At 56.5% G+C, this 25969-nt stretch carries 17 protein-coding genes and 1 pseudogene; 6 read left to right on the top strand and 12 right to left on the bottom strand.

The window, feature by feature from the left end; all coding sequences use genetic code 11:
- The coding region (locus AC1D1M_RS29265) for an acetyl-coenzyme A synthetase N-terminal domain-containing protein (protein ID WP_477778383.1) at positions 1-133 on the bottom strand (133 nt) is incomplete at its 3' end.
- A 428-nt stretch (positions 134-561) separates the two neighbouring features.
- On the opposite strand from AC1D1M_RS29265, the gene AC1D1M_RS29260 reads away from it, so the two are divergent.
- The 3 genes from AC1D1M_RS29260 to AC1D1M_RS29250 all read left to right on the top strand — a co-directional run bounded on the left by AC1D1M_RS29260 (position 562) and on the right by AC1D1M_RS29250 (position 3055).
- Positions 562-825: a DUF2790 domain-containing protein gene (locus tag AC1D1M_RS29260; RefSeq protein WP_477778377.1), complete on the top strand. Its 264-nt coding sequence runs from the start codon at positions 562-564 to the stop codon at positions 823-825.
- A gap of 179 nt (positions 826-1004) precedes the next feature.
- A complete protein-coding gene (locus tag AC1D1M_RS29255) occupies positions 1005-1280 on the top strand; it encodes a hypothetical protein (RefSeq protein ID WP_477778376.1) in 276 nt (91 codons plus the stop codon).
- 527 nt (positions 1281-1807) lie between these two features.
- Positions 1808-3055, top strand: coding sequence for a ribonucleotide-diphosphate reductase subunit beta (locus AC1D1M_RS29250; RefSeq protein WP_007978181.1), 1248 nt, complete (start codon positions 1808-1810; stop codon positions 3053-3055).
- 248 nt (positions 3056-3303) lie between these two features.
- Here AC1D1M_RS29250 and drmB read toward each other — a convergent pair whose 3' ends face one another.
- The 8 genes from drmB to dcm all read right to left on the bottom strand — a co-directional run bounded on the left by drmB (position 3304) and on the right by dcm (position 17262).
- On the bottom strand, positions 3304-5229 hold the full coding sequence (gene drmB, locus AC1D1M_RS29245; RefSeq protein WP_477778375.1) for a DrmB family protein: 1926 nt from the start codon (positions 5227-5229) through the stop codon (positions 3304-3306).
- Positions 5219-8908, bottom strand: coding sequence for a helicase-related protein (locus AC1D1M_RS29240; protein ID WP_477778374.1), 3690 nt, complete (start codon positions 8906-8908; stop codon positions 5219-5221). The genes drmB and AC1D1M_RS29240 overlap by 11 nt, the downstream gene beginning before the upstream one ends.
- On the bottom strand, positions 8901-10622 hold the full coding sequence (locus AC1D1M_RS29235) for a nuclease-related domain-containing DEAD/DEAH box helicase (RefSeq protein WP_477778373.1): 1722 nt from the start codon (positions 10620-10622) through the stop codon (positions 8901-8903). The genes AC1D1M_RS29240 and AC1D1M_RS29235 overlap by 8 nt, the downstream gene beginning before the upstream one ends.
- Complete coding sequence (locus tag AC1D1M_RS29230) at positions 10622-12223, bottom strand: hypothetical protein (RefSeq protein WP_477778372.1); 1602 nt, start codon at positions 12221-12223, stop codon at positions 10622-10624. The genes AC1D1M_RS29235 and AC1D1M_RS29230 overlap by 1 nt, the downstream gene beginning before the upstream one ends.
- Positions 12224-13003, bottom strand: coding sequence for a hypothetical protein (locus AC1D1M_RS29225; RefSeq protein ID WP_477778371.1), 780 nt, complete (start codon positions 13001-13003; stop codon positions 12224-12226).
- Between the two features lie 601 nt (positions 13004-13604).
- Positions 13605-14939, bottom strand: a complete 1335-nt coding sequence (locus AC1D1M_RS29220; RefSeq protein ID WP_477778370.1) for a type II restriction endonuclease — start codon at positions 14937-14939, stop codon at positions 13605-13607.
- Positions 14940-15290: 351 nt separating this feature from the next.
- Complete coding sequence (locus tag AC1D1M_RS29215; protein WP_409078356.1) at positions 15291-15773, bottom strand: very short patch repair endonuclease; 483 nt, start codon at positions 15771-15773, stop codon at positions 15291-15293.
- Positions 15774-15831: 58 nt separating this feature from the next.
- Positions 15832-17262, bottom strand: coding sequence for a DNA (cytosine-5-)-methyltransferase (dcm, locus tag AC1D1M_RS29210; protein WP_477778369.1), 1431 nt, complete (start codon positions 17260-17262; stop codon positions 15832-15834).
- 606 nt (positions 17263-17868) lie between these two features.
- Between dcm and AC1D1M_RS29205 the strand changes: the two genes are divergently transcribed.
- The 3 genes and pseudogenes from AC1D1M_RS29205 to AC1D1M_RS29195 all read left to right on the top strand — a co-directional run bounded on the left by AC1D1M_RS29205 (position 17869) and on the right by AC1D1M_RS29195 (position 19964).
- The gene (locus AC1D1M_RS29205; protein WP_477778368.1) at positions 17869-18378 is read left to right on the top strand and encodes a BRO-N domain-containing protein; all 510 of its coding nucleotides are present in this window, start codon (positions 17869-17871) and stop codon (positions 18376-18378) included.
- Between the two features lie 267 nt (positions 18379-18645).
- A pseudogene (locus AC1D1M_RS29200) lies at positions 18646-18793 on the top strand (DUF1615 family protein); the annotation flags it as partial.
- A 445-nt stretch (positions 18794-19238) separates the two neighbouring features.
- Complete coding sequence (locus tag AC1D1M_RS29195; RefSeq protein WP_477778367.1) at positions 19239-19964, top strand: sulfite exporter TauE/SafE family protein; 726 nt, start codon at positions 19239-19241, stop codon at positions 19962-19964.
- 267 nt (positions 19965-20231) lie between these two features.
- Here the strand turns inward: AC1D1M_RS29195 and AC1D1M_RS29190 are convergent, their stop codons facing one another.
- The 3 genes from AC1D1M_RS29190 to AC1D1M_RS29180 form a co-directional block, all read right to left on the bottom strand.
- On the bottom strand, positions 20232-20477 hold the full coding sequence (locus AC1D1M_RS29190; RefSeq protein ID WP_477778366.1) for a type II toxin-antitoxin system Phd/YefM family antitoxin: 246 nt from the start codon (positions 20475-20477) through the stop codon (positions 20232-20234).
- Between the two features lie 62 nt (positions 20478-20539).
- Complete coding sequence (locus tag AC1D1M_RS29185) at positions 20540-24043, bottom strand: alkaline phosphatase family protein (protein ID WP_477778365.1); 3504 nt, start codon at positions 24041-24043, stop codon at positions 20540-20542.
- A gap of 109 nt (positions 24044-24152) precedes the next feature.
- Positions 24153-25931: a SulP family inorganic anion transporter gene (locus tag AC1D1M_RS29180; RefSeq protein ID WP_477778364.1), complete on the bottom strand. Its 1779-nt coding sequence runs from the start codon at positions 25929-25931 to the stop codon at positions 24153-24155.
- Positions 25932-25969: the final 38 nt, after the last annotated feature.

Genomic DNA, 25969 nt, shown 5'->3' with positions numbered 1-25969 from the left:
GCTTGGCTTGCTCGCGCCAGAAGCCGTCCGGGTTGACGACCGACTGCTGGTACATGGCCTTGTAGGTCGCCTCGTCGGTCAGCGTGTTAGCCAGAACCTCGGGACGAACGGGATACAGGGAAGCCGCACTCATCTTTCTTACCTCGGTGGAATAGTTRTTTTTGTATGACCCTGTTTTAGCCGGGCCGGGCCTATAGAACCATTCGACGATGGTAGTAACAAGCCCCTACAAAATGTCGTGAAAAACCTTCAAACCCACTACCGCCGCGGTACCTGTGGGAGCGAGCCTGCTCGCGAAGGGGCACTAAAGGACACCCATTTAAAGGCTGAGACCCACACAGACCGGGGATTGTTACAGGATCTGTCAAAAGTGTTTATCAAATCCACGGCTATATGGACGAGGCGCGCACACCTAAAATCAGCCACGCCAACAAGGCAACCTGATTAACCAAGTTGCAGCCCCCACGAAGGCAGTTAATCAAACACTCTGGTACTGAAGTTCCACACGCAATCCCAAAAAGATTGCGTGCCCCCTTTCGACCTCTAAAAGGTAAATATTAAATGAAAGCTTTATTGGTTCTGGCCCTCAGCAGCGTGTGCCTGACCGCCATGGCCGGCGAGGTCCCGACTGATGTCGCCGAGCAACAACCGCCCATCGAGGAATACACTTACTCCACCCATCTGGACATCGCCAAAGTGATCTCCATGAGCGAAGCCCCGAACGTGTGTGAAGTTGTGCCGATGAAAATGGAATACGAAGACTCCAACGGTCAACGGCATATCCTGCGTTACAGCGCGATGGGCAACGGCTGCTCCAACGGCTGATCCCCTCCCCCCAAAAGGTTCGACCCACCCGCCGCGATCAGGCAGATGAAGCGCCGAACCTTAATGATCGATTAGCTCGATTGTTTTAAGCATTTATTTGCACTTTTTAATCGAAATAGTCGGCGTAGTATCAACCGCAACCCAAGACAAACAACGCTTACGAAACTGGAGCAACGACCATGAAAACCCAACTGATCCTCGCCCTGACCCTCTCCGTCCTGGCTGCCAACACCTTCGCTGCCGATGGTTACGACCGCACCGGCTCGGCCGCTTACACCACTGAAGCCGCTGTCGCTTCCGACGGTTATGACCACACCGGTTCAGCGTCCTTCGCAGCCGATGGCGCAGACCACATTGGCGCCGGCAAACTCGCATCCGACGGCTCTGACCGCACTGGCGCCGCCCGCCTCGCCGCCGATGGTGCCGACCACATCGGTGCAGGTCGCCTGAGCTGATCCACCAGCGTGACTTCATAGCCCGACTTCGGTCGGGCTTAGTTGTGTCTGGAACCTGAGAAAACCCCACCGAAACACAAGATGTAGTGAAAAAAGCCTTTTTTGGTTATTTCTTGAGCAAAAATATTCCAGGGCAAAAATTCAGGAAAAAAAATCCTCCCCCGCCAACGTCGCTCAAAGCCCTGTAAACCCTCGCTCCGACCGAAAAACGGCCCCCGTCGACCGATCCGTGAGCCATTTCGCCGCACCACAGCACGCAAAACTTCCCTATAATGCGGCCTTAAACGGGCCTGCAATATTCCCTTACAGGGATGAAAAGCCAGTCTGAAGCCCCGCACAGGCGATCAAAGCTTGCTGCGCCCATCAGTGGCTCTCGGAACCCCGTACAAAATTCTGTTTGATGCCTGCGTATAGCTGCTGCAAAAAACGATTCCTTTAGATCCAACGCGGCCAGTAAGGCTGTGTGAAAAACCGACCTATCCAATTTCACACGGGCACACTGGCCCTCACGCAGGAGACGACACGTCATGCTGAGCTGGGACGAATTCGACAAAGAAGACACGGAAGTAGCAGTCAAGAGCGCCAACGCTGGCCACGCCACCGAAGCCAACATGGACCGTCTCGACAGCGCTGGCGGTGCCGCCGCCCTGGAAGCCCGTGCCGTGACCGCCGCTGACTCCGCCGCCGTTGCCCGCGCCAAAGCTGCCCTGGATTCCCTCGACGTCGCCGAAGGCCTCGCCGAACTCGAAGGCGCCTCCGCCCGTGTCGCCGTTGACGAAAAGCGCATGATCAACTGTCGCGCCGACCTCAACCAACTCGTACCTTTCAAGTACGACTGGGCCTGGCAGAAGTACCTGGACGGCTGCGCAAACCACTGGATGCCGCAAGAAGTCAACATGACCGCCGACATCGCCCTCTGGAAAAACCCGGAAGGCCTGACCGACGACGAGCGCCGCATCGTAATGCGCAACCTCGGCTTCTTCTCCACCGCCGACTCCCTGGTTGCCAACAACCTGGTCCTGGCCGTGTACCGCCTGATCACCAACCCGGAATGCCGCCAGTACATCCTGCGCCAGGCTTTCGAAGAGGCAATCCACACCCACGCCTACCAGTACTGCATCGAATCGCTGGCCATGGATGAAGGCGAAATCTTCAACATGTACCACGAGATCCCGTCGGTCGCGAAAAAAGCCACCTGGGGCCTGAAATACACCCGTTCGATCTCCGATCCGAAGTTCGAAACCGGCACCGTCGAAACCGACAAAGAGCTGCTGCGCAACCTGATCGCCTACTACTGCGTTCTGGAAGGCATCTTCTTCTACTGCGGCTTCACCCAGATCCTCTCCATGGGCCGCCGCAACAAAATGACCGGCGTCGCCGAGCAGTTCCAATACATCCTGCGCGACGAATCCATGCACCTGAACTTCGGCATCGACGTGATCAACCAGATCAAAATCGAAAACCCGCATTTGTGGGATGCCGAGATGAAGGAAGAAGCTTCGCAGATGATTCTGCAGGGTACTCAGCTGGAGATCGAATACGCTCGTGACACCATGCCTCGCGGCGTGCTGGGCATGAACGCGGCGATGATGGAGGATTACCTGAAGTTCATTGCTAACCGTCGCCTGTCGCAGATTGGGTTGAAGGAAGAGTACCCAGGGACGACTAACCCGTTCCCTTGGATGAGCGAGATCATGGACTTGAAGAAAGAGAAGAACTTCTTTGAGACTCGGGTTATTGAGTATCAGACGGGTGGGGCTTTGAGCTGGGATTGATTCCTGAGCTAGCTACGATTTGCCGGTTGTGATTTGAATCGGCAGATTGGAAAATTCAAAAAAGCCCTGAACTTGTTCAGGGCTTTTTTGTGGCCATCAGTTCCGATATCTGGCGACATAGATCGAAACACGAGAGCGCAACCCGATATTCGAACGTAAGACGGCTACATCTCGTCAATCGAACAACAAGCCTACTTCTAGACTTTGCACTTTGTGAGAAGACCATCTGGTTCGCATATAAAACCCTTTCAGATGGCGAATCCCTGAATCAGACCAGACAGGAATCCAGCTTGGGGCTCCTCCGGTGYCCCAACGACCGTCGCTCGGTCCAGCCCGTTGTTGATCGTCTCACATGCCGTTTCCGGCAACAGCACACAGGCATGACAGGCCGCCTTGTTCACCCGCCTCGAACCATTGCCTCCCAGATCTTCTGAACACACAGGATCCGCGGAACACCAAGACGCACGAGAGACGGCCCGGCGAACCATTGGCTCAAACAACTCAGGACGGCCAAGGCGGACCAGCCCACCTAAGCTACCCTCCGAATCACCTGCAGCCGTATAAATGAGGAAGGAAGCCATGGGCGCGCCATCGTCATTTGACACAAATATGCGTTCTTTCAAAGAAGCGGAGGAGTAACCGCACTCGAAAACCAACTGATTAATGAGAATATGGGCAAGCGTATGGACTAGAAGGTAACGCGCAGCCCATTCCCACGTGCATCCCCTACTCAGAGGGGGCAGTAGCCACGTTTCGTTGGCCATGCGATCCACAAACCCTTGGTCGAGCCGCTTTTGTAGCCAATCGGCGTCCCTGTGTAGCCAGTCACTGATTGCCTCCTCGCGCAGCTCGATGAACAACCCTTCGCCGTAATTCTTGATGGCGGGCAGCCACTGATACTCGGGCTCTGGCGGATGCAGAAAAAGCTGGCCCATTGCGGATGACGGCATGCCTTCGAGCGGATCCTTCGACCGTACCAGACGTTCGAATCCATAAAACACACGCGTTTCGCGCAATCTCTCCACTAGGTTGACCGTCCCCAGCCACGACGTGAAGGCTGCTGGAACCAGGCTAGGTATGACACGCAGCTCACTGCTCTTGCCCGGACCAACCTCACTCCGGAGGACGTTGTACTCGGCCCGCCGGAACATCAGACTCTTTGATTCATGAGAGACAGGCTGAAGGGTGCCGGTGGTCGCTGTGATCCCCTGACTGAGGGATTCGAAAGCCTTCAGGATCGCACCGTCTTCGGGAAGCACTGTGTAATGGGGTTTCAGGATCTCCCGAAGCATTTCCAGGGCTTTGGGACGTCGTTCCATGTTGAGGAGGATCTTTACGATGGTCAGATCCAGGTCCTGCTGCCTGAGTATCTCCTGTATATCGACAATTTCCCGCTGACTAGCGAGATCAGGCAGATAGATCGAGGAAATGGTCTTGCCGAAGTAGATGTTTGACTGGTTGATCAGCACGGCCACCGGGTGTTCGGTGCACGTTCCCGCAGTCCTCCCCAGCCATGGACGATCACCTCCGCAGGTAATATTTGCATTTCCAAGTCCGGAAGCGATGATAGTGTCATTGGTAAGATGACGCTCCATGAACATCGCGCCAGCAAGCGTCTTCGATTTCAAACAGGTCCTGCAGGAAACTTTCACGGACCGCAGATCTGGGCCGCCCGAGTCATTCAGGACCAGACCTTCATCGCCAGGACAGACACATCCAAACCACTGTTTCCAAGGAAAGTCCGTTATATGACCATGGGCGCAGACACTGATGAAGCGGACTGGCCGCCATCGGCCCTGGCCCTTTTCCAAAGGTGCCAGCTTCTCCGTATTTAGGCTGAACTTGCGCAACTTTCCACTGGTGCTGTTGACATACCAGGTTGGAAACCGATGCGTCTGAACTTGCAGATACGAAAGGTCGGGGTTCTGGTCGTCAGAACAATACTGCGGCGGCTGGCGAAATTGTGGGACGTTGAGCAGCGCGGAAAGTCTTGGCTCATCGACCACATGCTTGCGCAAGGCCGTTTCACCCATCTGCCACTGCCCCCGCTCATCCGTCTTCCGATACCAGAAGTCCAGTCCGCAGATGATGTTCGGAACACCGTTCTTGTCGGTATAGATGCTCCCCGGGCCAAAGGGCGCAATCAGTTGCCCCAGGCGAATCTCACTGGCCATGTTCGATCTGCTCCTCCGCGAAATAATCGTTGCTGATCGCCACGCGGGCATTGCCGTCGACGTTGCGCATGCTGCTAAGGATCCGCTCCCCCTTCAGTTTCTGTCCGGGTGTGGCGTATTCGCTCGACCATAGCATCAGATACTCGCCGTCCGTCCTCTGCGGGTAAGCCCACCATTGCTGCGGATTGCCCCGCCACTTCTTGCGGAGTCTGTCGAAAACTTTCTGCATGGCATTGCAGACACGGCGCGCCTCATCGGGCTGCTGCTCCATGATGGCCATACAGCGCTCAATTAGCATATCAAGCGCATCTTGTAGGTAGCCGTCATAGCTACCGAAGGCCTCACCGGGCGAATCGGCTTCATGACACTGCCTGGCCCAGACCAACAGGACCCCGGCGAGAGCACGCTCCACCGCCTCGACCGAATAAGGGGTTGCCGATGTCGGTTCGACGCGCTCGTACAACCGGCGGTGGTAGCTGTGAAACTGCTCGAAGTGCGAGCGATCACGACTCTTGGCCGGATTGAACATGCTCAGGATCAAACCTGGCCTCTCGGTCCAGCGCCGCCCGACACGGCCCGTCACCTGAATGTACTGCGCGGTCGACTTGGGCTGGCCGACCACGGCCATCAGTGCTAGCCGGTCGATGTCGATCCCCACCTCGATGATGTTGGAAGCCAGGCAGGCGTCGATGGAACCCTTCTCTTTCCAGTCCAGTGCCAGCCTGTCCATCAACTGCACCAGTTCCGCCTGACCACGACGGCTGGTCAGCTCCTCGACCGTATTGAGATAGCGTTGCTCGCTTCCCTTGAGGCCATAGCGGAACGAGTAATCCTTCAGGCGCGACGCGATGTCCGAGTCGAACAGTGTCCGGGCGCCGCCGAGTTCACGAAGGCTGTTATAGAACGCCAGTAAGGTCCACCATGCATCCTTGTCTTCGCCATCGAACATCCAGGCCCTGAACAGCGCCGCCGAAAACGTCCGGACCTGCGTGGTCAGGAAAGATCGGTAACCGCTGGCATGAATGCCGAGGTATAGGCGCCCCTCGGCATACCGGACGCCCTCCTTCGCGTAACGGCCGAAAAACGAATCGCCCATCTGCAGTCCGGGGCTGGGAAACAGCTGCAGCCCTTCGCGTGCATAAACGGCCCGCACTTGCTCCGCCGCACCACGGATGGTGGCCGTTGAAGCAATGATCTTGGGTCGGATCATGCCCGTACGGTCCTCCGCGCTGCAAAATCTTTCGATCACGCCTTCATACAGTCCGTAGATCGTGCCCAGCGGACCCGAGATCAGGTGGAATTCATCCTGGATGATCAGGCCTGGCGGCTGGCTAATACGCGTGACTGTCCCGGCGGCCCCATGATGGAAACCGAACAGCGCGCCGGCTTCCGGCTTCCATGCCATCATTGCGAACTTGTCCGCCGTACCAATGAACATGGACGGCGGCGTGTCGTAGATGGACTGGTCGACCACTTCGACGGGAAGACTGTCGTGCTCGCCACCATACGAGCAGCGGGTGTCGGAGCACTTGAGATAAGGACGTTTGTTGGACTCGGCCAGTCCGGCAAGGTTATTCTCGTTGCGCCTTGCATAGCGGGCGGGCCGGTCAGATGCCAGGCGCCCGATCGCGCTTCGGCACCAAGGGCATTCGGTGAGCACCAGCGGATTGCCCTCCACCTCCCCCCGGCTGTACTTCCTGATCTCGACGCGGGCGTCATCCCAAGTATTCGGCGAGCCATCGCCTCCAATCCACAACCCCAGCGAAAATCGGCTTTCCCCGAGCTGGGGCCGCGCGCTTTCCACACGCAGGCGCACACGGATCTGCTCCATGGCGCAGATCAGACTGGCCGCTCGCTGGAACTGCTGCGTGGTCAGCATGCGTAGGGTATAGCGCATGAAGACGTTGGTGCCATCGCGGGACAGCGCATCGTCCGGGCGTGCAATCAGGCGCTGGTGGAACATGTAGAACGCGGCAACCGCGAGATAGGCCTCGGTCTTACCACCTCCGGTTGGGAACCAGATCAAGTCGACGATTTCGCGGTCGTCGGAGTGCCCTTCGACAAGCCCGGAGATGCTCATCAGCAGGAAGGCCGCCTGGAATGCACGCCAGCGTCCGACATCGGGCCTTTCCGTGCCAGCGGCCCAGACATCCCAAGCGGTGCGCGGCTTACCGAGCGGCAGTTCCTCGGCCGCGACGTAACCCTCAAGACGGCTGAGAGGGCGGCGTTCGATCTGCTTGGACGCGATCTGCTGCAGCAGCATGCCCTGATTCGCCAACCGGAACGCTTCCAGCGCAGTTTCATCCTTCTGCAGAATGGCAATCCCACGTCGAATACGCATCAGACACTGCCGGCAGTCATCAAGATGGCGCTCAGCCACATCCTGATAATGTGCATCCAGCCCTGTGCGCTCCTGTTCCCTTGCCGTAATCCACGCCGCGTACTCGTCTGCGAGACGGGTGAGTGTCTGCCAGCCCGCACCGCCCTCACCGAAGGAAGGCAGCCCGGCGAGTTCGCGCATCGACAGGGTGATCAGCTGGTCATCAAGGCCCCTAATGTTGGGCGTCATGCTAGGGAGTTCCACGGCCGGCATCACATCCGCGAAAACCACTTCCGGCGTGTCGCCATCCACCCCATCCCAGCCAGCGGCACAGCCATGTCCGATCGCCCAGGTGGCCGCATCACGGTAGAGCAGCGCGAGGGTCTGCTCGTCGTCATCAAACTGCTCGAACGGCCTGACGCCTTCGGGGTAGCGGCCGAATCTCGCGCCGCCCTGGACGCGCACTTCAAAATACGCCTGAAAGAGCACATTGCGGATGCGCTCCTCCTGCGTATTCAGAGTGCTGGCGTCCTGCAGATTGCGCAGCACACAGGTGATGAGCCACTTGCCATGCATGCGTCGAGGAAACAGCTGGATCTCCAGGGGCAATCCGCAGGGAAGATCCAGCTTTCTGGATTCGGTAACGCCGGGCTTCAGCTTGTCGAGTTCAAATCGCTCGCAAGTCTCTGCGGTGGTCGCCGGCACTCGCCGCCATGCATCGAAAGGCTGCTCGCCACCACCCTCCGGTCGTATGACTTTGACACAGCGTTCGTAACTGCCATTGACCGGGAAAGGTGTCGCATCCGGCAGCTGCCAGAAGAATTTTTTCTGCGCAGGCAGCACCACCACAATTTCGCCCGGCTCGTCTTCGATACAAAAACTAATGCCCATGACCGAGGGCTTATACATGTCGGCACTGGCGACTTCGAAATCGTCATCCAGCCCCACCGTCGCTGCATCGACGCTCTCGGCTCCCGCATCAGGCAACGCCGGTTCTTCTGTCTCGGCGACAACCGCTTGTGCGGTTTCAACCGCCGCATCGCCAGCAAGCTCTTCTGCAGTTTGCGTAGCAGCCGCCGGTTCGTCGCTTCTTGGCCCGGGCACATCATTGCGCGGGTGCAACAGTCCCGCGCCATAGCGCTGCAGTGGAGTTTCTCCGCGGTAGTACACGATCTCCTGCGGGACCTGGATACCTACAGGAGTCCAGAACAGCGTCCCGTTGGCGTCGGCTGGCGCCTGGAAAGCGCGCTGCGCATCAAAGACCACCGTGGTGCCAGGCCGGCTGGCATCCAAAGTGCGCGCAGGTCCCACCAGCTCACCGCGCAGAAATTCGATCTCGGCAGAACGCTCTCTATTCATTGTCTTTCCCCGTACAGGCCACCCATTCGACCAGCTGTGACTTGCCTGAAGCGTGACAGAGGATGTAAAGCCGCTCTATCGCACGGGTGATGCCCGTGTAGAAGCGATGGCGGTTAAACCCGCTGTCGGACGGCATCACGTCGGCAATAATGATGACCTTGTTCTCAAGGCCTTTGTATGCAGAAACAGTGGACCACCGGATGCCCTTGGCCTCGAACTGCGCTGCGGAAACAAAGCGCCGTTGAGACTGTTCCCGCAGCAGAGGTAGTACCGATTTTTGTTCTGCACCGAAACTCAGCACCGTTATCTCCTCATCGCGGAAACCACTGTCCAAGGCCAAGTCAATGCACTCGCTGATTCTACGGACCTGATCCTTCGCGTCTTCGTACATGGTCAGATCCCACGTCTGCAGGCCGCCTCCATGACGCATATAGCCTGAATACGTGCTCCGGTCAGCCATTGACAGGGTCATTGCAACTTGCCCGATGGACTTGTAGTTCCGGCAGTTTTCCGTGAGCAGCCAACGGGCGGCTTGATGCCGCACTTCGACAAGATTCGCCTCGAGTTCGTCAGCTCCTGTTAGCACCTGATTTCGAAAGTCACCCAGCATCAGATAACTGCCACCGATTAGATCTCCGTCGATCAGTAGGCGGACGCAGTCCAGAAGGTCGGGCCGCGCGAGAATATCCTGCGCCTCATCAATCACCAGATAGTCAAATCGCGCATCATGTGCGCAAGCTGGATCAGTTAGACGGTCCTGAATCAGCAGCGGAAGCTGAGCCCAGAAATCGGCATCTGGATCATTCGGGGGTTCAATCCCGGTCAACGACATCAATACGCTGAATGCGGAGCCGCCGATCAGATCCGGATGGTGGTCGGCCGCTAACTCACGAGCAGCCCAGTTGCCGATCAACCGGTTGAAACATAGATAACCGACGCGAAGCCCTTGGGTGGCCTTGCGCCGGGCGACCTCAATGCCTATCAGTGATTTTCCTGTCCCCGCCCCCCCTTCCACCAGAACTCGAGGATTGTTGTCCGTCAACCTGAGAACCGGCCGCTGCTGCTCGCGCAGTAGCTTCTCGAGCTCCGCCTCGCGATGGAGTATTTCGGCAGCTTTTTCGGGTCGGCGCTTGCGGATCGGAAAACAGAAATTGATAAACTCGTCACGATGAAATGCCGATAACAGCACCTTCAGCGGGGAGATCTGTGGATCGGCGCCGATGGCCAGCTGTGCCATGCGCTTGAGTGCGTCGCAGAATGCCTCGCCGGTACCGCATCCGGCAAACCGGCGGCGATCCATCACTTCGAACGACTGAATGGACACATTCGCCGGCACGGCGAAGTCCGCTCGCGGGAAAATGCAGCAATGAATGACCGGCACATGCGCAAACGCGGATAGCCGGCCCACTAAACGACGACGCAGCGCGAATCGCGCATCCTGTGCCTGGCGAAATGGCGACTTAGTGACGCTGTCTGGATACCAGCAGCTGCCGTCGAACCCGATTTCACGATGCGATTTTACCTCAACACAGAGAATACCGACGTCGGGAATCAGAATGACAAAGTCGATCTCGGTGCGACGATAATTGTTGTATGGAGCAAGATCGAGTGAGTGAATCACGATCCAGTCGTGTCCCGAGCTTTCCAGCTTGCGGAACACGTCTATTTCACCTAATGGAGCAGACTCATCGATGAAAACGGGGATCATGTGCATTACAGCGCATCTCCTGATTCACATCGATACTGTTCCGCGACCAGCAGCTTCATCGGCTTACCAAACTCCTCCGGCGGTGCGGCAAAGCCTGGTGCAATGCTGATGACCGGATCAAACCTCACACTGCCAGCCAGTCCGCTCTCCGGAGTCAACAAGTGGTGGTAACCCCCATCGGGCGAAATCATGTCCCGCAGATGGCCGAGCTCTTTGCGCAACTCCACAATGAGCTGCTCATTGACGATGGCGGACTCCATGACACCGTGCTCGACTGCTGTCGACCGTGAGGCCGCCACTTCGGCCCAAGCCAGACGCCAGCCAGGAACCGTTTGTCCATTGTGGCTCCGTGGAGGGATGAGTTTCGGATCGATCACAAAGGTAAGCAGCGCCTGAAAATGATCACGACGCTGAGGCGCATGAATCACGCTGCCATTCATCGACATCCAGCTCTCTGCCGCTCGATGAAGATTGCGTAGTGAAATGCCGGCATCCTTCATTTTCTGGACACACAGGCCCGACTGTCGTTTGTACAAGTCGGCCAGCGCCTTTTTCCAGACGGCCGCCAGTGGCGCTTTCGCGGCGTCAACACTGATCTCCCCAAAATCCGCATCAGCGTCGTGGATCAGCAGATAATCGCCTTCTTCCACGTCAATGATATGGCGGTAGGCGATTGCGTCGCAGTCATTTCGAAGAGGGGAAAAAATCAGCTGGCTTGTTCCGGGCCGTAGCAGAACCCCGCAATCACCGGGCAATTCCACTAGTACACAGCGGTGCATGCCTCGATCGGTGCCCTTGGTCCCGGCAAAGAAAACAATGTCGTCGGTTGGCTCCTCCACCGGCAGGGATGCACCTACCCTAGCGCTGTCGGTGACGCTGTGCCTCACGGACCGCATGGTTGTTAGCCAGTTGTGTTCCGGGACCAAAGGATCGGCCGCGAACTCTTCCTCATCTGTCAACCCTTTCCAGACAAACCTGAACAGCCTGCGGTAAACCGGCGAAGTGATCAGTGCCTCCGGTGTTTTTGCCATTCCGTGGGTGCGCAGCGGCCCTAACCTGATCAGCGCATCGACTGGCGGACAGCTGCGATATTCGGCAAGCGAGCAAATGAACGCATGATCTTCAAGCTCGGCCAGCCCCTCGAGTAACGCGCGGAAAAGATCACGCTCATTACGGTGGCACCAAATTTTGAGCCGGTCCTGACCAAATTCCACTGTCAGGTTGCAAAATACCTGTACGAACTCCTTATTCAGCACCGAGCCTTCTTCGCGGTAGCGGCTGATTAGGGCTTTCAGCGACATAACTTCGCGCACAGCGTACTCGCCCCACCTGTGGCGAATGTGGAGTTCGTTGGCCAAACCGCAACTCTGGAGAAAATCGGTATTCGGTATCAACGGCGATGTCAGCCATTTCATCATCTCCATGCGCAGCGCCAGTGCGGGTTCATTCTGTCGCGCATCGCCTTCTGGCGAATAGATGGCGGCAAACAGCGCCCGCATATGACTACGAATCGCTGAAAACAGCTGCGAGTCGCACACATGGAGCTCCTGAACTGGAGGGTTGTCTGCCAGGAAACTCATGCGCTCAGTCGTCGAGATGTACGTCATTTAGTTTGCCTTCCGTTGCAGCACGCGCAGCAACATGCCCTCTGGCAGTACGCTAGGCAGACAATTGCCCGTGTATATATCGGTGTAGTAGCGGATGATTTCGTTCATCCGGTCTCTTAGCTGATCGGTGGCTTCGATAGTGGCATCGCGGTTGCAGACACCAATAATGTCGCTGGCAGGAAACAGTCTCTCTGCAGAGAGCAGCGCGGGCAGGCCATCGGCAACAACCAGCCAGGCTTCGTGTCCAGAATTATCTGGAGCACGCTCATTAAAAAAAACCAGACGCTGTATATACTTCCTTTCCTTGGAATGCAGGGTCAGCAGCTCGCCCAGCGGCACTTGGCAATTATCGGATGCGAAACCCGCGGCATAAAACTTTTGCATATAGGTTGTGTCGCGCGCAGCGCCCTGCCCGACCAGCACCAGACCGTCATAGGAGCGACGCAGGTTGTCTTCAATGATCGGCCCGTTACAGCCAGGCAGAGCACTGTAAATTGACAATTCCAGTGCTGATCCACTGGGGCCTATCTGTGGGAGCGGAAGATTGTGTAGCTGCCAGCCAAGGGCGCTTTCTCGCCTGATGTAACGGCGGCATGGTCCGTTCGGATTGGGAGTGAGTTTTCCACCACGCTTGATAAGCCGCTGGTGCGTGCTGTCCTCAATCACAATTTCATCGGGGCTCTCATTGTCAGAAGCAAACCGCCAGCAGGTATTCTCGACGACATTGCGCACATCCCACGAGGGCAGCCCGGTGGAGTCACCGCGCCTCAGTGCAGCCATGCGCTCAAGGCACCTCCGCAGAAGTAGGTCAAAGTGCGTATCAACATGGTTTGCTGTAGCACGCTCAAGATCGCTCCGCAGCGCCCCCAACGCGACGAGACCAGCTACCTCCGAACCGCACGGCATCGACAATAGCCCGATTCGACGAGTGTCATTGCAGCTCTGGCGCCAGCTATAACCCAGACTGAGCGCTGCTTCTACCCACGTCGGGGCAGTCTCATGTAACACATCCCCTTCGAAATACCGCATCTGCCGCCCCTGACTTTCTCAAGCATCCTTTGAAGAGCGAGGCGCTCAAATAGTGCCTCCTGCTACTAGCCAACACTCAGCTGCTCATTTAAAGGCCGTTCTCAACTGAGGTTAAATGAGCCATTCGACACCATTGAATCAATTCGAGGATCCGATGAAGCACGGCTGGCTGCGTGAGGCCAAGGAGAGTGTAGTAAAGAACTGCTGCCAAGCTGGGCTTGTGAGAAATAACCGCAGGTCAATAGAACAACGGAAAAACAGGTTTTCACTCATTTTTTGCGCCCACCAACGTCATCCAAGTCGGCTACGGTGGTAGGCAGGAGTTGAGGCAAACCCCTGACTAATGAGCTAGTCAGGGGTACAGCGGAAGGATCAATGAAGGGCGCTTCAATCTCACCTCATTATCGAAAAACTGTCTGAAAGTGATGACATTTTCGTAGCCCTCGTAAGCAGATTCTTTAGCTTTCTTCAAAGACTCCGGCACAACCAGCGAAATCGAATTCCTATCCATCTCATCAATGGCCTCACCCGACACTCGATCATCAACAGTAGCGAGAAAAATTGCTCCAAGCGGCTTCTCTAAGGCCAACTGCTTCCATCGTTCGCGCAGTGTTGTCTTCAAGGAAACAATTACCGCATCACCTTTCATGTTGAGCTCCTTGACGTCCGGTAAAACGAAATCCGGGCGCCGGCCACCGAAGACAGCCTGCGCTTCGTGACGAATTCGACCATCCTTGAATAGCCTTGCTACATGATGCTCAAACGAAAGCCCAGCTCTGCTCTTTCTGGTTTGCGCCGCGCTGAGGAATATCGAATCGAGCTCAGAGAATGCCCGAACAAGATTGCCAACAGGATCGCCTCCCCCCTGGAGGAGAATTCGGGCGACTTGAGCTGCACGAAAGCGAAGTTCTGCCTGCTTGTAGATGGAATATTCAATGTCCCTGCTGATACGCATGACCGCGTCACCAGGCTGGGAGAGGGAGAATGGATTCATGTCGCAGAAACCCTTCTCATTAAGCCATTTGCTCTGCGCTTTTCCTGCCAGCATCTCCGGAGATGGAAGAGTCTGCTGCTTAATGAATTGCTCCAAGGTTCCATCCTTGAGCGCCTGCGACAGCTCTGCAATGAGCTGATCCGTTTCGGAAGCAGGCTCAGCAAGCGAAGCAGGATCGAACAGGCTGTAGTGGAAATCGGCATCCAGCTCGAATGCGGTCTCGATAATTTCCGCTTCTTCGCTTACCGAATCGACGACGATGAACCAATATCTGGAACCAAACCTATCTTGTTTGAGTTTTCCGATAACGAGCAGCGAGGCTGGAGAAAGCAGCTGGAATTGCTCCTTGGGTATACCCGTGTGCTGCCACTCGTACCTTGGCTTTGATTTCTCTTTATTGGTTGGATTGCGCATCGAAAAATATTTGATCATCGATGTCTTTATCTCGCCAGAGGCTGGCCAGAACGTTGGATATTCGACATCGTAAATGTGCGGTTTGTCCGGGTTGGAGTTCTTCAGTTTTGGAAAGAAATCAGACTCTGCAATAGGACGAGGGATAAAAAAGCCATTCTGATGCCCATTCTTTGGACTATCTGCCCAAGATGTGTCATTGCGTGACAGTTTTTTGATGAAGAGACTCTCACTTTGATTGATCAAAGTGGAAATATCATTCCATTCCGGATGGAAGCCCATTGTTATTCCTTATTTCTGATATTGGGGACGAGCCTTCACACGAGGAGTCTGTGTAGCCCCCTTCCAGACCAATCGTTCCGAAATCCTAGATCACAAGAAACGTCATCTTGGCAGGTTGCTCATCGGTTTCGATCAGTTCGCTGGCTAGAAAGTCTCTGCCCCGTTCGTCAGAGAAAATCGATCAAGCGAATCTCTGCTTCGCGCATCCAATGGGTTCTGGAGAGTTTCACGGACACGGACTTCAACACTGGTGCGCTCTTCGTCTGCGAAGTTGTCGTCGGAAATGCTTGCCCCCGAAATTTCGTTCGGATTTAGCGGGCGGAACTGCCAATGAGCCACAATCAACTCTCCCTAGTGTGAAGACCTGCATCCTAGTTCCAACGCATCTTCATCGATCTGGAAATATTCCGATCCATTTATCAGCCAGCTCGCTATCAGGTCAACAAGCAATGGGGACTTTTCTTTTTTCATCGACCGTACAGCACATTCCCACACGATAAGTACCCTCCAGCCCATTGCTTTAAGGGCACCTTCCTGAAGGCTGTCCCGAGCCTTATTTTTTCCGATTTTCTCTAACCAGAACTCAGGACGAGTTTGGGGAACCTTAAAATACCTGCATGCATGCCCATGCCAAAAACAGCCATGGATGAAGACAAGTGCATGGTATTTCGGTAACACCAGATCAGGCTTACCGGGAAGGTCTTTGACATGTAAACGGAAGCGAAAGCCCCGTGCATGCAGGGCTTTGCGGATTAGAAGTTCAGGCTTGGTGTTTTTACCCTGAATCCCAGCCATCATTCTCGAGCGTGTAGCTAAATCCACTACATCAGTCAAATAACCTCCATAACGGAGCGCTGGGCGCTCCTGAGTAAAGGCCGACGCGGCTACCTCATCAGGCTGGAAGGGCGAACTCCAGCTGGGGCTGCCCAGTGTCGGCCATTTTCTCTTTCGCTTTCAGGATACGGTCCTTCATCAATCGAGCTACCGCCTCGAAAACGGGTACGGCAACAGAGTTGCCAAACTGACGATAAGCCTGTGTATCAGAAACCGGAATAATGAAGGAGCTCTCACCAGGCTTATCAAATCCCATCAAGCGTGAACACTCGTGAGGCGTCAATCGACGAGGTCGATTAATCTGGTTCAATTCGCTATTGAAGTCCAGAGTTTCGACAAAGCCTCGGTCAACAAGGATTTCAGAGCCGTCCTTGTGATACCTAGCTGACAGTGTACGCGCCACATCATCAGACCGAGTCAACCCAAAACCGAAGCCATTACCTTTCTCACGATGCTTCGCAGCATAGCGGTACAGGTAATCCCAGAGCTTTGGCGTCAGGATGTATTTACTATCTACTTCTTTATCTAGCAAATCGCCAAACGTCGGTTTTTGCTTCGGAATGAGTTTGCTGATTTCACTCAGGGTGAAGCCTTGGTGAACATTCAAATCGCGGCGGAAGCCCACCAGCACAATCCGCTCACGGTGCTGGGGAAGAAAATGTTTGGCATCGATAACTTTCGGATCTGTCCCCTTCGGGGCATTTACGTCTGCAACCTCATACCCAAGCTCATCAAGCGCTTCGCAGATGATTCTGAATGTGTTGCCTTTGTCATGACTCTTGAGATTTTTCACGTTCTCCAGCAGGAAAGCAGCTGGACGTTTAGCGGCAATGATCCGTGCCACGTCAAAAAAGAGGGTGCCCTGGGTTTCGCACTCAAAGCCGTGTTTACGGCCTAGCGAGTTTTTCTTGGAGACACCAGCCAGCGAAAACGGCTGGCAAGGGAAGCCGGCAAGCAATACGTCATGATCCGGGATTTTGCGATCAATGTTCAAATAGGCTTCGTCTTCACTTACCTCTGGTTTGTCGGACAGAGTTACCGAGCGGATATCCAGATTGAAGCTGTGCCGGTCAGGATCACAGTAGTGATTCGCCTTGTAGGTTTTAACGGCGTATTTGTTCCACTCGGAGGTGAATAGGCACTCACCACCAATTGCTTCAAATCCCTTTCGAATGCCTCCGATCCCTGCGAACAGATCAATGAATGTAAAAGAAGGTTTATGGTTCAACCGCTTAGGAAGTAGAGACTCCAGATGAGTGTACTCAGCGTGGGTCAGCTTCGGAGACGCTTTACCCTTCACCCAGCGGTTGACCGTTTCGCGACAGTGAGGCGAACCAATCTCACTGAGCTTTTCGGCCAGTTGGCCTTGGTCGTAGATCTCAAGCAGTTTGTACAGAAGTGCCAGGTCTTGAGCCGGATGAGGATCTGGCTGAAATGAATGCGGGCTCGTCTCGTCGGCTTGTGTAAATGCGGTTTCAAAAAGGTTCATGAGCCCTGCTTTCCTCTGGGTCAAATCTGTGACGAATGATCACTATTCTATCCCTTGCGCAGCCAATGTAAATTTATCATTTCGCTAAATCACGAAATGACAGCCACATGGTGGGAACGAAATAAATGTGACCTAGCACACAGGATTAGCTGTATATAAATACAGTATATGCCGACTCGAAATTTTGTCGAGGCTACCGCGTCATTAGATTGGTGATGAGGCTAATAGCTCGGTATGGCCTACCCCACTCAGCCCATGACTTGACCCTCCCCCGCATTCCTCCTAACCTCCCGTCTCAGAGCCTAAGAAACTCTACAAACCAGAGCGGTTCTCCGCACCCGACAGTCATGCGGCTTTTTTTCGTCTGCGGTTTCTCTACGCCTGCGAGAAAATCCCCGTTATGTCGGGAGTGGGCGAATACAAGACCCGAAAGGGGAATATGTCCGGCCCGTCTCTGGTGGGTTTCTTAGCTCCCGACACCCTTAACGAATGCCCTAAGAAAGCAGCCAGAGGTAAAGGAAATGCCTGACAATCCGACCTTCACGATGAAGGTGACTCGCCGTGCCCACAAATCCAGCCATGCGCTTCCGCTCCAGGAGGCCCGCCATGCCTGAATCACTCACCCCTACCGTTTTCACTCGTCACAACGTCCACCTGCATGCCCTTCTTTTGGAGAACCAGGCCTGGTTCTGCGCACATGATCTCGGACGGCTGATGGGTAAACATCTCGATGAGCGAATGACGCGCAAGCTCGATGCGGACCAGAGGCAAATGATGCTCGTTGACCACTATGGCGCCGTTAAAGAGCGTTTGATGGTCAGCGAGTCAGGTGTGTATGCGTTGTTGATTTATCACTACTGCCCGGAGAATCGATTTCTGCGAGAGTGGCTGACGCATCAGGTGGTGCCTGCCCTGCGTGATGCGCGGCCGTCGCGAATGGTGGAGCGCCCGACATTGAGTGTGCTTGATTGGCCGAAGATGTCGCTCTGTATGTTGCATTGGCAGGATGAGCCGTGGATTCGGTTGCGGGATATGCCATGTGTGTTGGCGGATGATCCTTTCAATCAGCGTGAGTCCTGGTGGCGGAAGGCTTCACGAGTGATGCGTGGGTACTGATTGTTCGCTCACATAAAAAATTGGTTGCCTGAGTTTTAGGTAGCCAATTTCTTCTCGCTGGTAGTTGCCATTCCGCACAATTCGGTTTGTCTGATACTCCGCGAGTTGCAGTATTTGGGGCCGCTTCGCAGCCCAACGGGGGCAAGCCCCCTCGCCACAAGGTTGGTGGCTGGCTTAGTTGCTGCGTTGATCAAGCGAATCGCGAGCAGGCTCGCACGTGGGGTCTGCGGCCGGCTTGAGAATGGGGTGTTATCAGGGCCGCTGAATCCGGTGGGCTACTTCAGACCGCGGTACCGCTTTGCCGATTTTAATGCCGGTTGATACGCCAGCCGCAACGCCGCTTTTCAGAACTCCGTCAGTCGCGCTTCGGGCGCCCCCCCTAGCGCTCGATGCCGACCTGATCCACCACGGTTCATCAGCACAGTCATCAAGACACTCGCCCCTGAAGTTATTGCAGTACTCGGGGAGTTTTCTTAGTTTAAAAACCTGCAATTGATGTACACATACGCACTGCGAATTGTCCGCGCTGTCAGAATACTCTGTCGACTTTTATTCAAAGCTTTCCTACAGCCATGTAACAAAGCCAGTGAAATTGCCTACAAATTTAAAAGAAAGATCTCTCAAGTCTATCTCCGCTTAAATTAATCTATGATTAAAGCTCACTGACATGTGAGATAAATTCAAATTGTTGTCTTTGACATCTCATTTCACCCCAATAAGAATGTAGCGAATCAACAGAGCAGCTACTTAGCCAGCTCGCACTTACTTTGAAGGTTAACGGGGGTGGTAAACCTTGAGCGCATACACTGTTGATGAGGTCAGAGTTGAGACTATAACCAAACATCCGCTGTGGAAGTCAAATGACAGAATACTTACTCGTTTTGTTTATCAGGGTCATTTCAGGAGTCGTCAGCGGTGTAATCGGGACGGGGGCCTCCATCATGCTTCTGCCTGCACTCGTCCTTTGTTTCGGCCCAAAGCAGGCAGTGCCGATCATGGCGGTGGCAGCAATCGTCGGCAATATTTCAAGAGTTATCCTTTGGCGAAAGGACATTCCCTGGAAGGCGTTTTTAGCCTATTCGGTGACGGGGGTACCGGCAGCGGCTTTTGGTGCACAAACACTCTGGAGCCTGAAGGCGACCTGGATTGATATAGCCCTCGGGACATTTTTTCTGCTGATGATTCCCTATCGCCACTGGGCAAAATCAAGAAACTTCACCCTTTCGCTTTGGCAACTCTCAGTCACAGGGGCTTTTGTTGGCTACCTCACAGGTATTGTTCTTTCCACCGGGCCGCTGACCATTCCGATTTTTTCCGCGTACGGGTTATTGAAAGGACCATTGCTCTCAACCGAAGCAGCCGCCTCGTTAGTTATTTATTTGAGCAAGACAATCACGTTCAAAGCGATTGGAGGCCTTCCCCTGAGCGTCGTATTAAAAGGCTTACTGATTGGACTCTCGCTTGCTGCAGGCATGTCGATTGGCAAGTTCATCACGCTAAGAATCTCCATGACGACATTCCAAAGACTTCTGGATGTTTTAATGCTGCTTTCGGGAATTTCTTTGATAGCAGGAGGATTGACCTGAGGGAGATCAGCACGATGTTCTTGTTTCAGTGTTTCCCGAGGTTCCGTGAAGAACCTTTTCCGCACCATTCGGCTTGTCAGATACTCCGCGAGTTGCAGCATTTGGGGCCGCTTCGCAGCCCAACGGAGCGGATTGGCGTTCCGACAAGCCCCCTCGCCACAAGGTGGGTGGCTGGCTTGGTTGTTGTGTTGATCTTGCGAATCGCGAGCAAGCTCGCTCCCACAGGGGATCTGCGTCGGTTTGGGAAACATCAATTCAGCAAGCACCTCATAGACGGTCCTCAAATCCATCGATTAGATCATCGAGAGTTTTGTCAAAATCCGCAGACATCCGAATTGCCCCCTTCAACCGCCCAGGCGTTCGAGCCCGAGGTGTATCGACATGGGGCAGCAGATCCAGGTAAGACTTACCGTTTTTGGTAATCACCACGTTGTCACCATTCCATGCACGCTCAGCAAGTTGAGAAAGCTGTGATTTGGCTTCGCGCATGTTTACTTTTACCCGCTCAGTCATTTGGCACCTCCATGGAGTTAGCCAAACTAGCCGAAGCGGTAGCTTTTCGATAGGCCAGCCCCTCACCTCCCCAACCCACTAATCCGCCACGGACACACCGCCGCCCTAACCCCACTCGGCCCGACAATCTCCGGCGTCTGCCCCAACGACCTCGCGCTCAGCACACTCCCCACCCGCTCAATCAACTGATCAAACCCCAGCGTCGAATCCTCCTGATGCAATTTGCGTAATTGTTCAACCAGGGCATAGGTGAAGGCGCCGTAGTGGTTGGAGCCCGCCACATATTCGCTGGCCTTTTCGTTTTCCCGCGCTGCATAGAGCATCAGGGGCATGTAGGGGCCGTGGTGGCCGTAGAGTTTGCCTTGGCGCAGCAGTTGGGCTTTTTTCTCGGGGCGCAGGCCCGTGGCGGCGCCTTGGGTGGTGCGGGTGCGGGTGAGGCCGCGGGTTTTGTTGTCTTGTTCGCTGAAGTCGCGGCGGTCGGCGTCGACGGCGTAGACGCGGCGGTCCCAGTCGCCGGCGTAGGGGTCCCAGCGCAGCATGCGGTGGCGGATGTCGCTGGGTGGGGTGATGCCGCGCACGCGGCCGTTGCCGCGGGTCATGCCGCCAGCGTAGCAGCAGTCGAACATGACGGTGAGTTTGGCGCCGTGGCCGTCCGGGTCGAATGGCAGGTGGCTGTAGAACTGGCGGAACAGTTTGTCGGTGAAGTGGGTGCTTTCGTCGTCCCAGTCGAAATCGTGGAGCACCAGGGTTTCGTCCATGCAATCGGCTTCGCCGCTGCTACTGTAGACCGGTAGCTGAGTGCCGTGGCCGGAGTAGAACAACACGCGCTCGTCGCCGGCGCGGGCGCCTTCCACCAGCCACTCGAGGCGCTCGACGAAGTTGGCTCGGGTCGCTCGGGCGTCGTGCAGCAAACGGATGTCGCCGGCGTCGTAGCCGCTTTCCTGAAGCATGCGGCTGATCAGGTAGGTGTCGTTGATGCAGCCGTCGAGGCGTGCGCTCGGGTCGCGGTAATCGTTGATGCCGACCACCAGGGCGCGGCGTTTGCGTTGGCCACTGCGGGACAGGAACGCCGGCACTTCCAGTGCCCGTGCGGCCACCACATCGCGGGCCAGTTGCGGCCAGAGGCCGGTCTGGCTGGTGGGTGACGACAAGTAGGCCTGGGCGGCGTGATTGAGGTCGAGCAGATCATCGCGCAATGGCAAGGTGAATTCGGTTTGCAGGTCGACTCGCGCGGAGTCCGGCGAAGTGATCGGCCGGGTCAGCAAGCCGTCGTTGGGGTTATGGAGGTGGAACCAGCGGCGGATGCCTCGGCCGTTTTCGCTCAGGCGCAAGACCCGCCCGCCCCACACTTCGCGCATCACCAGCGGCAGTGCGATCGGTGAGCCAAAACTGACGAATACTCGGCCATCGATGCGCTTGAGCGCCGAACCTTTTTTCGCCACCGAACGGCGCAGGGCGTCGTAGCCGATCAGGCTGCCCAGGCCTTGGGCGAAGATGATCTGCGGATTGAATTCCTCGATCTTTGCGAGCAGATGTTGAGTCAACTCCGTACGCAAATCGGCGTCTTCGATCCATTGCACGAGGGCGCCCACCGTGGTGCGCAACATCTGGTTGACCGGCAAGCCCCAACTGCCGAAGTTCTCGTCGGCCTTGCCCCTGGCATCGGCCCTCAGCATCGCCAGGCCTCGGGTGATCTGGGCGAAGTCCGGCCCCTCCTTGAGCTGGTCATCGAAAGTCAGAAAGTCGATGTCCTGGTCATCGATTGGGCGACCGTTCTGCGCCAGTTGAGTGCGGATCAAGGTGCGCCACTGCTCCTGCCAGTTCGCATCGATACCGCCCTGCCCGCCGGCTGCCCGGCTGAACCCGACACCGGGCAGGCACAGGATGCGCAGCCGTGTTAGCGCGGCATCCGATCCCGGCTCGACCAAGGCTTTGCTGGCCGGCACCGCAACCGCAGGAACCGTTTGCCCTTGGGCGGTGACCATCAAATCCTGCAGGCGCCGCAGTTTCGCCTCCAGGCTGTCCGCACTGGGCGCGGCAGGCGTAAGCGCAGCCTGACCCGGATCAGCCAAGGCGCGGCTGCGGTTGCCGAGAAAACCGCTGACCCATTGGGCGCTGCTCTTCCAGATCTGCTCTGGATCGAGGCCGTCGAGGTAACCGGTGGCGCTGTCCACCACTTGTCGACTCTGGGTCGCCAGTTCGGACTCGATCAATGGCAACCCGGCGCGACTCGGCACCACGGTGGCCGCCAATTTTGGCGCAGCCGTTACGCCCGGTGCAGCACGCCAGATGGGCGCATTACCAAAGTGCTGCGCCGCGATCACCCGTGGGCCGAGGGCGCTGCGCGGCAATTTGAAGTGATCGCAAAGAAACGCCAGCAAACTGGTGTGATCGTAGTGCTGCGCCTGGACATCGCCCGTCCAGGGGATCAAACCCGGCTTGAGCCACGGCGAAGCCAGGATCGCTGGTACACGCACGCCAAGGCGGGTGAAGGGGTTTTTCCATGGGACATCGACCGTTGAACCGGTCGCCACGCAAGTCGGCGGCACCACGTGGTCATGGAAGCCGCCATGTTCGTCGTACAGCAACACGAACAGGGTTTTGTTCCAGACAGCGGGATTGGCCGACAAGGCATTGAACACCTCACCGACAAACTGATCGCCAAAGCGCAGGTCTTCAGGCGGATGATGGGACACGTTTGGCCCGAGTTTGCCATTGAGCAGGCCATAGCTCGGCTCGATCCAGGACAGTTCGGGGAGTTTGTTTCCGGCGACGTCTGACTTGAAGTCGTCGATGCTCAGGTGCTGCAAACCACCCTTGACCAGCGCCGCCAGCGGAACGGCGCCGTCGGAGTAAATACGTGCGTCATGGCCGTTGTCGCGCAGCAGCGAAAAAATGCTCTCGCCGCCGAACTGGGCGATCAGGCTTTTGATGCCAGCCAGCACCGTGCCGGTGGAGGGCATCAGCAGATGACCATTGCAACTGCCGAGCATGGCAAAAAAGCGGTTCGGCCAGGTTGGGCCTGGGACCGAGGAAAACCAGCGGTCGCACACGGTGAAGTTACGCGCCAATCCGTGGATCGCCGGCAGCGTATCCTTCGCTGGCGTAGCGCCGAACGGGATGTAGTTCATCGCCCGTTGGGCCATGGATTGCGACCAGGTTTTGTACACCTTCAGATCGGTGCGGGCCTTGTCGTAGGCGTCCTGGGCAAAACCAGCGAGTGTAGGGTTGGCCGGGCTGGTCTTGAAGGAGACGCCCAGTTGTTTCTCTACGTTGACGAACTCGTGGCCAAGGTCGAAACCCTCACTGTTACTCGGCGGTAGCGCCGGAGGTAGAGGGGGCGGCGGCGCCCACAGGCTGTAGTTCTCCGGGAACTCCGAGGCCTGGGTGATCACCGTCGAATTGCCATTGGCCAGCTTCAGCGGGTTGGTGCTGGGCGCGTTACGGTCGATACCGTCACACGCAGGGTTGATGCGGGTGTAATCCCCCAGCAAATGATCGAATGATCGGTTTTCCATCATCAGCACGACAACGTGCTCAATCCCGGCGGGCCAGTTGTTCGGCATGGTGCGCTCCTTGATGTGACGTCTCGATTTCGTCCTCGGCATAAGCGTAGAGACTGAGCTGATGCAGTCAATCGCTGGCAGGCTCGCAGAACGGACTGCCAGTCGCCGCTCAGCGATGCGCGCCCCCTTTCACCCAATCCACCGAATACGTCGCGACATAGCTATCCACAGCCGTTCCGACCGTTGGAAAAAACGCCGTTTCACCCAAGCGCGCAAACAATCCAAACCGCTTGAGCTTGTCCTTGACCGGGTCCTTCATCTCGGCAATGCACAGCTCGATACCTGCCGCGTGCAGGGTGTCGTCCAGTTCGGCGAGCATGTCGGCAGAGGTCACGTCGACGCTGGTGACCGGTTCTGCGGCGACCACCAGCCAGCGCACCGGTGTGGGCGATGCCGCCACGGCGTCCAGCACTCGGTCGCTGAACAGTTCGGCGTTGGCGAAGAACAAGGGCGCATCCCAGCGAAACAGGACCAGGCCGGGTATCAGCCGCGCATCGGGGTAGCGTTTGATGTCGTGGTAGCCCTTGACCCCATCGGCGCGCCCCAATACCGCGGAGTACGGGCGCCAGCCATCCCAGAGGAACTCAATGACGGCAATCACGATGGCCAGGCCGATGCCCTCGATCGCGCCGAACACGGTCACGCCGACGGTACAGACAATCGATAGCCAGCATTCCCAACGCTGGATGCGATAGATCCGTCGCAGGTCGGTGACCTCGATCAGGCCGATGGCCGAGGCGATCACGACCGCCGCCAGGGCGCTGGACGGTAAATGTTGCAGCAGGTCCGGTGCCACCACCAGCAGCAAGGCAACAGCCAGTGCGCCGACGACGCCGGTCAGTTGGGTTTTGGCGCCCGCGGCCTCGGCCACGGGAGTCCGTGACGAGCTGCTACTGATCGGGAAACCCTGAAAAAATCCGGCAGCCAGGTTGGCGATACCGAGGCCCATCATTTCCTGGTTCGGGTTGACGTAGGTTCGGGTCCGCGCCGCATAGACACGGGAGAGCACGCTGGTGTCGGCAAACGAGACCAGTGCGACGGCGCAACCACCAATCAAGACCGGGACGATATCGGCGCTGGTGATCCAGGGGATGGCGAATCCGGGCAAGCCTTGCGGGAGTGAACCGAGGACCTTCACACCGGCGCGTGTCGCAAGGTCGAGTACGCCCACGGCGACTGTCGCGCCTACCACAGCGATCAGGATGCCCGGCAGTCGCGGCCATCTTTTGAGCAGCAAGATCGCCGCCAGGGTGAGCCCGCCCACCATGAAGGTGGTCCAGTTGACCTTTCCCTCCATCACCGCTGAGGCAATGGTCCATAAGTCTCTCAATGGACCGTTGGACTCAATCGAAAAACCGAACAGTTTGGGCAGTTGGCTGATCAATACGGTCAGTGCGATGCCGTTCATGTAGCCGTAGCGGATCGGTTTGGACAGCAACTCGGTGATAAAACCCAGGCGCGCCATACCGGCCAGGATACACACCGCTCCCGAGACGATCGCCATCATCCCCGCCAATGCGACGGCACGCTGCGGGTCGCCGCCGGAGAGTGGAATGATGACGGCAAGGATGACGGCCACCAGGGAGGAATCCGGCCCCATCACCAGAATTCGGCTGGGGCCAAACAAGGCATAGAACAGCAGCGGAACGATCGTCGCGTAGAGGCCATAAATGCCGGGGACACCCGATGCCACCGCATAGGCGATACCGACAGGCACCAGCATTGTGGTCAGCACCAGGCCGGCCACGAGGTCGTAACGCAACCATGCCGGTTGGTACTCGCGCAGCATGCCCAGCCCCGGTAGCCAGCGGCGCCAACCGGTCTGTTCATCCCGGAGGGCTATCCGGCCCGGTTCCGGAAGGGGGGACGAAGTATCTGAATGGCTCATAAACCGCCCTCTTTGCTGGACGATGCAGACTCGGCGAT

This window comes from Pseudomonas sp. P1_F7 (genome assembly GCF_056405655.1).
Note: the sequence above shows the minus strand (reverse complement) of the source record. Positions and strands in the feature narration are given on the sequence as shown.

What these genes read in the sequence shown, in the direction of transcription:
- AC1D1M_RS29240 (WP_477778374.1), bottom strand. Translation starts at nt 8,908, where the DNA reads ATGAATAGAGAGCGTTCTGCCGAGATCGAATTTCTGCGCGGTGAGCTG.
- dcm (WP_477778369.1), bottom strand. Translation starts at nt 17,262, where the DNA reads ATGAACCTTTTTGAAACCGCATTTACACAAGCCGACGAGACGAGCCCG.
- AC1D1M_RS29180 (WP_477778364.1), bottom strand. Translation starts at nt 25,931, where the DNA reads ATGAGCCATTCAGATACTTCGTCCCCCCTTCCGGAACCGGGCCGGATA.
- AC1D1M_RS29185 (WP_477778365.1), bottom strand. Translation starts at nt 24,043, where the DNA reads ATGCCGAACAACTGGCCCGCCGGGATTGAGCACGTTGTCGTGCTGATG.
- AC1D1M_RS29250 (WP_007978181.1), top strand. Translation starts at nt 1,808, where the DNA reads ATGCTGAGCTGGGACGAATTCGACAAAGAAGACACGGAAGTAGCAGTC.
- AC1D1M_RS29195 (WP_477778367.1), top strand. Translation starts at nt 19,239, where the DNA reads ATGACAGAATACTTACTCGTTTTGTTTATCAGGGTCATTTCAGGAGTC.
- AC1D1M_RS29190 (WP_477778366.1), bottom strand. Translation starts at nt 20,477, where the DNA reads ATGACTGAGCGGGTAAAAGTAAACATGCGCGAAGCCAAATCACAGCTT.
- AC1D1M_RS29260 (WP_477778377.1), top strand. Translation starts at nt 562, where the DNA reads ATGAAAGCTTTATTGGTTCTGGCCCTCAGCAGCGTGTGCCTGACCGCC.
- AC1D1M_RS29205 (WP_477778368.1), top strand. Translation starts at nt 17,869, where the DNA reads ATGCCTGAATCACTCACCCCTACCGTTTTCACTCGTCACAACGTCCAC.
- AC1D1M_RS29230 (WP_477778372.1), bottom strand. Translation starts at nt 12,223, where the DNA reads ATGACGTACATCTCGACGACTGAGCGCATGAGTTTCCTGGCAGACAAC.
- AC1D1M_RS29220 (WP_477778370.1), bottom strand. Translation starts at nt 14,939, where the DNA reads ATGGGCTTCCATCCGGAATGGAATGATATTTCCACTTTGATCAATCAA.
- AC1D1M_RS29255 (WP_477778376.1), top strand. Translation starts at nt 1,005, where the DNA reads ATGAAAACCCAACTGATCCTCGCCCTGACCCTCTCCGTCCTGGCTGCC.
- AC1D1M_RS29225 (WP_477778371.1), bottom strand. Translation starts at nt 13,003, where the DNA reads ATGGCTGCACTGAGGCGCGGTGACTCCACCGGGCTGCCCTCGTGGGAT.
- AC1D1M_RS29235 (WP_477778373.1), bottom strand. Translation starts at nt 10,622, where the DNA reads ATGCACATGATCCCCGTTTTCATCGATGAGTCTGCTCCATTAGGTGAA.